The organism is Sphingomonas sp. FUKUSWIS1 (assembly GCF_000733135.1).
In the GTDB taxonomy this organism is placed as follows: Bacteria; Pseudomonadota; Alphaproteobacteria; order Sphingomonadales; family Sphingomonadaceae; genus Sphingomonas; species Sphingomonas aerolata.
This window is the reverse complement of record NZ_JPJC01000076.1, coordinates 1-8,640: the sequence shown is the minus strand read 5'-3', so window position 1 is coordinate 8,640 and position 8,640 is coordinate 1. Positions and strand designations below refer to the sequence as shown.

The 8,640-nt window shown below is 68.1% G+C and carries 9 protein-coding genes; 5 read left to right on the top strand and 4 right to left on the bottom strand.

Annotation, left to right across the window (positions count from 1 at the left end):
• The first annotated feature begins 115 nt into the window (after positions 1-115).
• Positions 116-946, top strand: coding sequence for an arylamine N-acetyltransferase family protein (locus sphsw_RS05785; protein WP_031439769.1), 831 nt, complete (start codon positions 116-118; stop codon positions 944-946).
• 35 nt (positions 947-981) lie between these two features.
• Here sphsw_RS05785 and sphsw_RS05780 read toward each other — a convergent pair whose 3' ends face one another.
• Positions 982-1,338, bottom strand: coding sequence for a GntR family transcriptional regulator (locus sphsw_RS05780; protein ID WP_031439768.1), 357 nt, complete (start codon positions 1,336-1,338; stop codon positions 982-984).
• Between the two features lie 37 nt (positions 1,339-1,375).
• Positions 1,376-1,951, bottom strand: a complete 576-nt coding sequence (locus sphsw_RS05775) for a nitroreductase family protein (protein ID WP_031394567.1) — start codon at positions 1,949-1,951, stop codon at positions 1,376-1,378.
• 164 nt (positions 1,952-2,115) lie between these two features.
• Here sphsw_RS05775 and sphsw_RS05770 point away from each other — a divergent pair, with 164 nt between their 5' ends.
• Positions 2,116-3,909, top strand: a complete 1,794-nt coding sequence (locus tag sphsw_RS05770; protein WP_031439767.1) for a peptide MFS transporter — start codon at positions 2,116-2,118, stop codon at positions 3,907-3,909.
• Between the two features lie 150 nt (positions 3,910-4,059).
• On the opposite strand, the gene sphsw_RS05765 is transcribed toward sphsw_RS05770, so the two are convergent.
• Positions 4,060-5,052, bottom strand: a complete 993-nt coding sequence (locus sphsw_RS05765; RefSeq protein WP_031439766.1) for an aldo/keto reductase — start codon at positions 5,050-5,052, stop codon at positions 4,060-4,062.
• Positions 5,027-6,301 carry a dicarboxylate/amino acid:cation symporter gene (locus sphsw_RS05760; RefSeq protein WP_042466636.1) on the bottom strand — a complete coding sequence of 425 codons (1,275 nt, stop codon included), beginning with the start codon at positions 6,299-6,301 and terminating at the stop codon, positions 5,027-5,029. The genes sphsw_RS05765 and sphsw_RS05760 overlap by 26 nt, the downstream gene beginning before the upstream one ends.
• A 69-nt stretch (positions 6,302-6,370) precedes the next feature.
• On the opposite strand from sphsw_RS05760, the gene glmM reads away from it, so the two are divergent.
• The 3 genes from glmM to thiD all read left to right on the top strand — a co-directional run.
• On the top strand, positions 6,371-7,711 hold the full coding sequence (glmM, locus tag sphsw_RS05755; protein ID WP_031439764.1) for a phosphoglucosamine mutase: 1,341 nt from the start codon (positions 6,371-6,373) through the stop codon (positions 7,709-7,711).
• Positions 7,711-7,926, top strand: a complete 216-nt coding sequence (locus tag sphsw_RS05750) for a DUF1272 domain-containing protein (RefSeq protein ID WP_031439763.1) — start codon at positions 7,711-7,713, stop codon at positions 7,924-7,926. The genes glmM and sphsw_RS05750 overlap by 1 nt, the downstream gene beginning before the upstream one ends.
• 206 nt (positions 7,927-8,132) lie before the next feature.
• Positions 8,133-8,640: bifunctional hydroxymethylpyrimidine kinase/phosphomethylpyrimidine kinase (thiD, locus tag sphsw_RS05745; protein WP_031439762.1), on the top strand; the 508-nt coding region annotated here is incomplete at its 3' end.

The window sequence follows — 8,640 nt, the reverse complement described above, 5'->3', positions numbered from 1 at the left end:
ACGCCCGCCCCAAAACCGCGGCCATGCCCCCCAACAGCCCCCACCCGCCCTTCAGCACTCGACGGCCGCGCCACACGCACGGTAAGGGCAAACCCAAACGAGGACCCCCCGACCGATGTTCGATCTCGACGCCTATCTGACCCGTGTCGCCATGCCCGCGCGGCCCACGCTTGATTCGATCGGCCTCGGCCGGTTGCAGCTGGCGCACCGGCTCGCCATCCCGTTCGAGGATCTCGATGTCGTGCTCGGCCGCGGCATCGCGATCGACAGTGCCTCGGTGTTCGCCAAGCTCGTGACCGCGCGCCGCGGCGGCTATTGCTTCGAGCATAACCGGCTGTTCCTCGATGCGCTCGCCGAACTGGGCTTTGCCGCCCGCCCGGTGCTGGCGCGCGTCTGGATCGCCGCGACCGAAGTGCCGCCGCTCACGCACACCTTCGCGCTGGTGACGATCGACGGCCAGGCCTGGATCGCCGACACCGGCTTCGGCGGCAGCTACACCCCCGTGCTCCCGCTCGCCGACGGGGCCGAGGCGACCGCACCCGATGGCGCGCGCTTCCGGCTCGAGGCGACCAGCCGCGATCACGGCGAACAGGGTTGGATGCTACTGCGCGACGGGGATCCGATGACCACCGACGGACGCGGCGCGAGCGGCGGGTTCCAGCCGCAATACAGCTTCACGCTCGCCGAGGTGTTCGACGCCGACCTGCTGCTCGGCAATCACTGGACGTCGACCGCCCCCGCGAGCCGCTTCACCCAGACCGCGATCGCCAGCATCGTCCTGCCCAACGGCTTCGCCTCGCTGATGGGGCGCACCTATCGCCGACGGTCGGGCACCGATACGGCGGCGGGCGAGATCACCGACCCGCGCGTCTACCGGATCCGCATGAGTCTGTTGTTCGGGATCGACCTGAGCGTCGAGGACATCGCCGCGCTGAAGCTGTTCTGAGTCACCCGCCGCGCGGGATCACCCCGCGGGGCGGCTCAGGCCCGCTCGTGCGCCAGCAGGTCGCGCGCGTCGAGACCGAGCAGGTCGATATGCCCGAGGATGCGCGGCCAGTGCGTGGTGACGAACGTCTCGCGTTCCGCCACGCGCAGGGCCTCCGCAGCACCCGGCAGGACGAACATGCCGACGCCGCGCCGGACCTCGACATAGCCGTCGTCCTGGAACGTCTGATAGGCCTTGGCGACGGTCAGCGGGTTGGCGCCATGCTCGGCGGCAAAGGCGCGGACCGAGGGCAGCTGGTCGCCCGCGTGATAGTCGCCGCGTAATATCCCGGCGGCGATCGTGGCGCGGAGGCGGAGATATACGGGGCTGTCTTCGCTGCTGAGCGCTGTCATGCTGCCTTAATACAGCAATTGGCCATTTCGTCGAGTCCTAGGGCCGCCAGCGCGAGACGACACGTTCCATATCGGGGCGGGGCCGTTCGTCGAGCGGCCGCGACGGTGTGCCGACGAACAGGAACCCGGCGATCCGCTCATGGCCTTCGCCGAACGCATCGCGCACCGTGTCCGAATAGCTCGGCCAGCCGGTCAGCCAGCCGCCCGCAAAGCCCAGCGCGTGGACCGCGTGGAGCAGGTTCATGCACGCCGCCCCGGTCGACAATTCCTGTTCGAACACGGGGATATGGCTCGGCTTGGGTGACGACAGCACGACGACCAGCGCGGGGGCCTGGTGCGCGAACTGGTCGAGCGCCTCGATCTCGGTCCGCGACGCGGTCGGCCGCTCGACGCGGTACGCATCGATGATCAGCGCGGCGAGCGCGGTGCGCTGGTCCTGGCCGACCACCACGAAGCGCCAAGGCGCCAGCTTGCCATGATCGGGAGTGCGCGCCGCGATCGCCAGGATCTGCGCGAGCTGGTCGGCATCGGGACCGGGCGCGACAAGGTCGCGCGGCTTGCCCGAACGGCGGGTCGCGAGCAGCGAAAGCGGGCTGGAAGTGTCGTTGAACATTGCCCCGCAGATAGGCACGGGGCGCGGCAATTTACAGCCGCATCCGCGATTTAGCAGGCGGTCCCGCGGCCACCGATATTTACAGTCCCGGCTTTGCCGCTAGGTAAGGCCGCAATGAAGCCGCCGCGTTCGACGGCGGCCCAGCGTTTCAGGGAGCGTAAAAGATGGTGGACACCCCGACCGCGGATACGCCGCGAGAGCCGGATATCACCCATGTGAACCCCGCCAGCGGGGAGACGTGGTTCGGCCATCCCCGCCAGCTCGCGCGACTGTTCACCACCGAAATGTGGGAGCGTTTCGGCTATTACGGCATGCGCGCGCTGCTCACGCTGTACCTCACCAAGCATTTCGTGTTCGGCGACCGCGAGGCGACCGGGCTGTACGGCGGCTATACCGCTCTGGTGTATCTGACGCCGCTGGTCGGCGGTTATCTCGCCGACCAGTATCTGGGTTCGAAGCGCGCGGTGAAGTTCGGCGCGATCATTATGGCGCTCGGCTATCTGCTGCTCTGCTTCGGCGGCGAGACCGCCAAGCCCTATGCGACGATCGCCAACCAGCGCTACGAGATCCAGGTCGTCGAACAGGCCGACAGCGAGGTCCGCTACCTCGTCGACGGCGCGAACACGCTGAAGATCAAGGGCAATGACGACGGCACCGTCTCGCTGCTCGCCGCCGACGGCGCGGTCGCGCGCACCGTCGAAAAGGGCGGGTTCGAGTCGGGCGCAGAACGCAGCAGCTTCTACGTCACGATCATGCTGCTCGCGCTGTGCATGATCTCGGTCGGCAACGGCTTCTTCAAGCCCAACATCTCGACGATGGTCGGCGAGCTCTACGCGCAGGGCGACAAGCGCCGCGATGCCGGGTTCACGATCTTCTACATGGGGATCAACCTCGGCTCGCTGTTCTCGCAGCTGCTCTGCCCGTTCCTCGCGGTCGCGTTCGGCTGGTGGGCCGGCTTCGGGCTGGCGGCGATCGGCATGCTGTTCTCGTGGACGCTGATCCAGTTCGATGGCGGCAAACTCAACGGCTACGGCGAGCCGCCGGTGCGCAGCGGTCCCGATCGCGCGCTCGGCATCTATGCGCTCGCGCTGCTCGGCATCCCGATCTTCTACCTGCTGTTCGTCAACCTGATGAACGCCGAGCCGCCGGTGCCGGGTTCCGGGATCATCGGCTACATCGTCTCGCTGTCGCTGATGGGCAAATTGCTGTTCGGCACGTTCCTGGTCGCGGTGCCGGGCATCCTGATCTGGTCGTTCGTCAATGGCGAGCGGCGCGAGTTCCAGATGATGCTCGCGGCGATGGTGCTGATCGTCTTCAACGTCGTGTTCTGGACGCTGTTCGAGCAGGCGGGCTCGAGCCTCACGCTGTTCGCGGATCGCAACACCGATCTCAGCGTGTTCGGGCTGTTCAGCATCTCGGCTGGGCAGACCCAGTTCTTCAACGCGTTCTTCATCGTCGCGCTGGCGCCGGTGATGTCGATCCTGTGGACCAAGCTGGCCGCCCGGGGCATCGAGCCGTCGATCCCGGTCAAGTTCGGCATCGCGCTGATCGGCGTCGGCGTCGGCTTCCTGTTCCTCGTCTGGGGCGCGAGCATGGTCGGGCCGACGTTCAAGGTCGCGATCTGGTGGCTCGCCGGGCTCTACTTCATCCACTCGTTCGCCGAGCTCTGCATCTCGCCGGTCGGGCTCAGCATGATCACCAAGCTGTCGATCGCGCGCGTCGTCGGGCTGATGATGGGCGTGTGGTTCCTGTCGATCTCGGTCGCGCAATATGTCGCGGGCATCGTCGCGCAGGTCGCCAGCGTCGAGACGGTCGGCGGTCAGGTGACCAATCTGAAGGTCAGCCTCGACACCTATGCCGGCGTGTTCTGGACGATCGGGCTGGTCTCGGCGGGGATCGGCGTGCTGCTGCTGCTGATCTCGCCGCTGATCAAGAAGTGGATGCACGGGGTCCAGTAAGGCCGCTGGACCGCCGGCAAATCATTCCCTCAATCCGTCATCCCCGCGAAGGCGGGGATCCAGACACTCTGCGGTTCGTAAGAGACCACGGTTCGCCAGTCTGGATCCCCGCCTGCGCGGGGATGACGATTATAAAAGGGTAGGACCCGGTCAGATCCGCGTCATCGACAGCGCCTTCTCACCGTAGCGCGGCCCCGCCGTGCCACCCCTCGGCGCCGCCGCATCGAGTTTCGCCAGATCGTCCGCCGACAGCGTGACGTCGGCCGCCTTCATGCTGTCCTCCAGCGTGACGCGACGCTTCGACCCCGGGATCGGTACGATGTCGTCCCCCTGCGCCAGCAGCCACGCCAGCGCGACCTGCGCCGGACTCGCCCCATGCGTATCGGCGATACCCTTCACCACCGCGACCATCTCCATGTTCTTGGCGAAGTTTGCGTCCGAATAGCGCGGGTCGTTGCGGCGGTAATCGCCCTCGGGCAGGTCCGATCGCGCAGTGATCTGCCCGGTCAGGAACCCGCGCCCCAGCGGCGAATAGGGCACGAACCCGATTCCCAGCTCACGGCACAGCGGCAGGATCGCGTCCTCGACCCCGCGCTCCCACAGCGAATATTCGCTCTGCAGCGCCGCGATCGGATGCGTCGCCGCCGCGCGCCGGATCGTGTCGAGCCCGGCCTCCGACAGCCCCAGATGCCGCACCTTGCCCTCGCGGACGAGCTCCGCCATCGCGCCCACCGTCTCCTCGATCGGCACGCCCGGATCGACGCGGTGCTGGTAGAGCAGGTCGATCGTCTCGACGCCGAGCCGCTTCAGCGACCCCTCGCACGCACGCCGCACATTGGCAGGCGTGCTGTCGACGCCGGTCATGCCGTTCTCGTCATAGCGGAAGCCGAACTTGGTCGCGATCACGACGCCGTCGCGCTTCCCCCGGATCGCCTTGCCGAGCAGCTCCTCGTTGATCAGCGGGCCATAGATTTCGGCGGTGTCGAACAGCGTCACGCCCAGCTCGATCGCGCGGTGGATCGTCGCGATGCTCTCGTCGGCGGGGGCGCTGCCGTACATGTCCTTGCCGACGCCGGCCATCGGCATGCAGCCGAGACCCAGCGCGGAAACCTCGAAATCAGGGCCGAGCGTGCGATATTTCATGCGGAATCTCCTCGGCGCCGCCGCCGTGATCGGACCGCGCCGCGACGGAGATAGTGACGGCGGTGTCCATCGTCACGTTCCCGACCGTGCGAAACAGGTCGGGAATGGTCTCCACCGCGATGAGCAGACCGAGCACCTCGAGCGGGATGCCCATCGCCAGCGCGACGGGCGCGACCGAGGCGACGAAGCTGATCGTGCCGGGCAGCGAGATCGATCCCATCGTCGTGATCGCCGCGGTCGCGACGCCCGCGGCCATCTGCCCCGGCCCGATCGGCAGCCCCAGCCAGTGCGCGACGTACAGCGCGACCGCGAGGTTCATCGCCGGGCTGGTCGCGCGGAACACCGCGACCGACAGCGGCAGGACGATCCCGGCGGTGGCGGGCGACGCGCCGAGCTCGGTCGAGGCCTTCAGCATCGCCGGCAGCGAGGCGAGCGACGACTGGGTGCTGATCGCGACCGCCTGCGCCGGCGCGACCGCACGCGCGAACCGGCGCAGGCTGACCCGGCCGCCGATCATGCCGATCGGATAGGCGCTCAGCAGGACGATGAAGCCGATCGCCGAGACGCAGACGATATAGTGCAGCAGCGCGCCGAACGCCGCCGTCCCGGTGCGCGCACCGACCCCGTAGGCGAGCGCGAAGATGCCGATCGGCGCGAGCTTCAGCACCCATTTGATGATGATCAGCAGCGCGTCGACGACCGCCTGGAAGAAACCGGTTAGCACGCGGCGGCGATCGTCGGGCAGTTTCGTGACGGCAAAGGCGAACGTCAGCGCGAAGACGGTGAGCGGCAGGAACGAATCGCTCGATGCCGCGGCGACGATGTTGGTCGGCACGATCGTGTCGAAGAACGCGCCGATCCCCGGCACCGGCCCGACCGGGGCGGCACCGGTCAGCGCGGCGCGCAGAGCGGCGCCGAGCCCGCGTGGCAGCGGGAAGGCATCGAGGATCAACGGCATGACCAGCGCGGACATGATCGTCGAACTCCACAGGATGACGACGATCATCACCATCGCCCGCATCGTGATCTGCCCGGCGCGTGCCGCCTCGGTCGTCGCGCCGATTCCGGTGACGAGCAGCCCGACGACGAGCGGCACGATCACCATCTGCAACCCGTGCAGCCAGGCCGCGCCGATCGGCTGGGTCACCGCCGTCGCCGCGAGCGCGTGGGCCGGCGACCAGGCGGCCGCGGCGATGCCGATCCCGATGCCGCCGAACAGCGCTGCGAGTATCCGTGTAGTCTGCGACATGCTCGCCCTTCGTGTTCCACCGCGCTATCAGCGATGCCAGAGAGCGATACCGGACGGAAAGCATTGACGATGGCAAGGAAATATTTTGGCACCGACGGCATTCGCGGTGCCACCAACGCATCGCCGATGACCGCGGAGATGGCGATGAAGGTCGGCATGGCGGCGGGCGCCTATTTCCTGCGCGGCGATCATCGCCACCGCGTCGTGATCGGCAAGGACACGCGGCTGTCGGGCTATATGCTCGAATCCGCGCTCGTTGCGGGCTTTACCAGCGTCGGCATGGACGTGGTGATGGTCGGGCCGATGCCGACGCCTGCGGTCGCGATGCTGACCCAGTCGATGCGTGCGGATATCGGCGTGATGATCTCCGCCAGCCACAACCCCTATGCCGATAACGGTATCAAGCTGTTCGGCCCCGACGGCTTCAAGCTGTCCGACGAGGCCGAGACCGCGATCGAGGCGCTGATCGACGGCGACGTGCCGCTGGTCGCGTCGAGCAAGATCGGCCGCGCGCGCCGGATCGACGATGCGCAGGGGCGCTACATCCATTTCGCCAAGTCGACCTTCCCGGAAAATCTGCGGCTCGACGGGATGCGGATCGTGCTCGATTGCGCGAACGGCGCCGCCTACAAGGTCGCCCCCTCGGCGCTGTGGGAACTCGGCGCGGACGTCGTCGCGATCGGCGTCACGCCCGACGGCACCAACATCAACGACGGCGTCGGCTCGACCGCACCGCAGGCGCTTGCCGAGACGGTCGTCGCGAGCGGCGCGGATATCGGCATCGCGCTCGACGGTGACGCCGACCGGCTGATCGTCGTCGACGAGACCGGCACGATCGTCGACGGCGATCAGCTGATGGCGACGATCGCGGCAAGCTGGGCGCGGCAGGGGCGGCTCAAGGGCGGCGGCCTCGTCGCCACCGTGATGTCCAATCTTGGCCTCGAACGCCATCTCGCCGCGCAGGGGCTCGGGCTGGTCCGTACCCAGGTCGGCGATCGTCACGTGCTCGAAAAGATGCGGTCGAGCGGCTATAATGTCGGCGGCGAGCAGTCGGGGCACATCATCCTCAGCGACTATGCCACGACCGGCGACGGCCTGGTCGCCGCCCTCCAGATCCTCGCCGAGGTCAAGCGCTCGGGCGCGCGCGCGGGCGAGGTGCTCCACCGGTTCGAACCCTTGCCGCAACTGTTGAAGAACGTACGGTTCGGCGGCGGCAAGCCGCTCGACGACGAGGCGGTGAAAGCGGTGATCGCGCAGGCCGAGGCCGAGCTCGCCGGCAAGGGGCGGCTCGTCATCCGCCCGTCGGGCACCGAACCCGTGATCCGCGTGATGGCGGAAGGGGATGATCCGGGTCAGGTCGGGCGCGTCGTCGACCGGATCTGCGAAGCCGTCCGCAAGGTCGCCGCCTGATGCTCGAGATGCGCCCCACCTGCGAACGCTGCGCCGCCGAGCTTCCCGCCGACGCGCCCGGCGCGTTCATCTGCTCGTACGAATGCACCTTCTGCGCCTCCTGTGCGGACGCGCTCGACGAGCGCTGTCCCAATTGCGGCGGCGAACTCCTCGACCGCCCGACCCGGTTCGGCGATGCCCCGCCACAGAGACCCGCCTCGGGCCGGCGGCACTAGACCCCGCTCCAAACCTCAACCACCCCGGCGAAGGCCGGGGCCCAGTTGGCAAGGTCGAGGTAACGGATCGCTGCCCTCCGTCAGGAGCAGTCCCCAACTGGGCCCCGGCCTCCGCCGGGGAGGTGGCGAGGGCATGGCCCTGTCCCGCACCGCACCGACTATGCCATAGCCCGACCCATGACCTCCAACCCCGCCCGGCACCGCCAATGACCGCGAGACTCCTCATCATCGCCGGCTCCGATTCAGGCGGCGGCGCCGGCATCCAGGCGGACATCAAGACCGTCACGATGCTCGGCGGCCACGCGATGACCGCCATCACCGCGATCACCGCGCAGAACACGCTCGGCGTGCAGGCGGTCCACCCGGTGCCCACCGACATCGTCCTCGCGCAGATCGACTCGGTCGTGTCCGACATCGGCGTCGACGCGGTGAAGATCGGCATGATCGGCTCGGCCCTGACCGCCAACGCCGTCGCCGACCGCCTGACGTCAATGTTTTCCCGCGACCCGATACCGATCATCTTCGACCCGGTCATGATCGCCAGCAGCGGCTCGGTGCTCGCCGCCCCCGACACGATCGCCGCCTTCGCCCGCCTCATGCGGATCGCCACGCTCGTCACCCCCAACCTCCCCGAACTCGCAGCGCTCGGCGGCGAAGCCGCGGTACGCGCACTCGGGCCCGCCGTGCTCATCAAGGGCGGCCACGCCGAAGGCC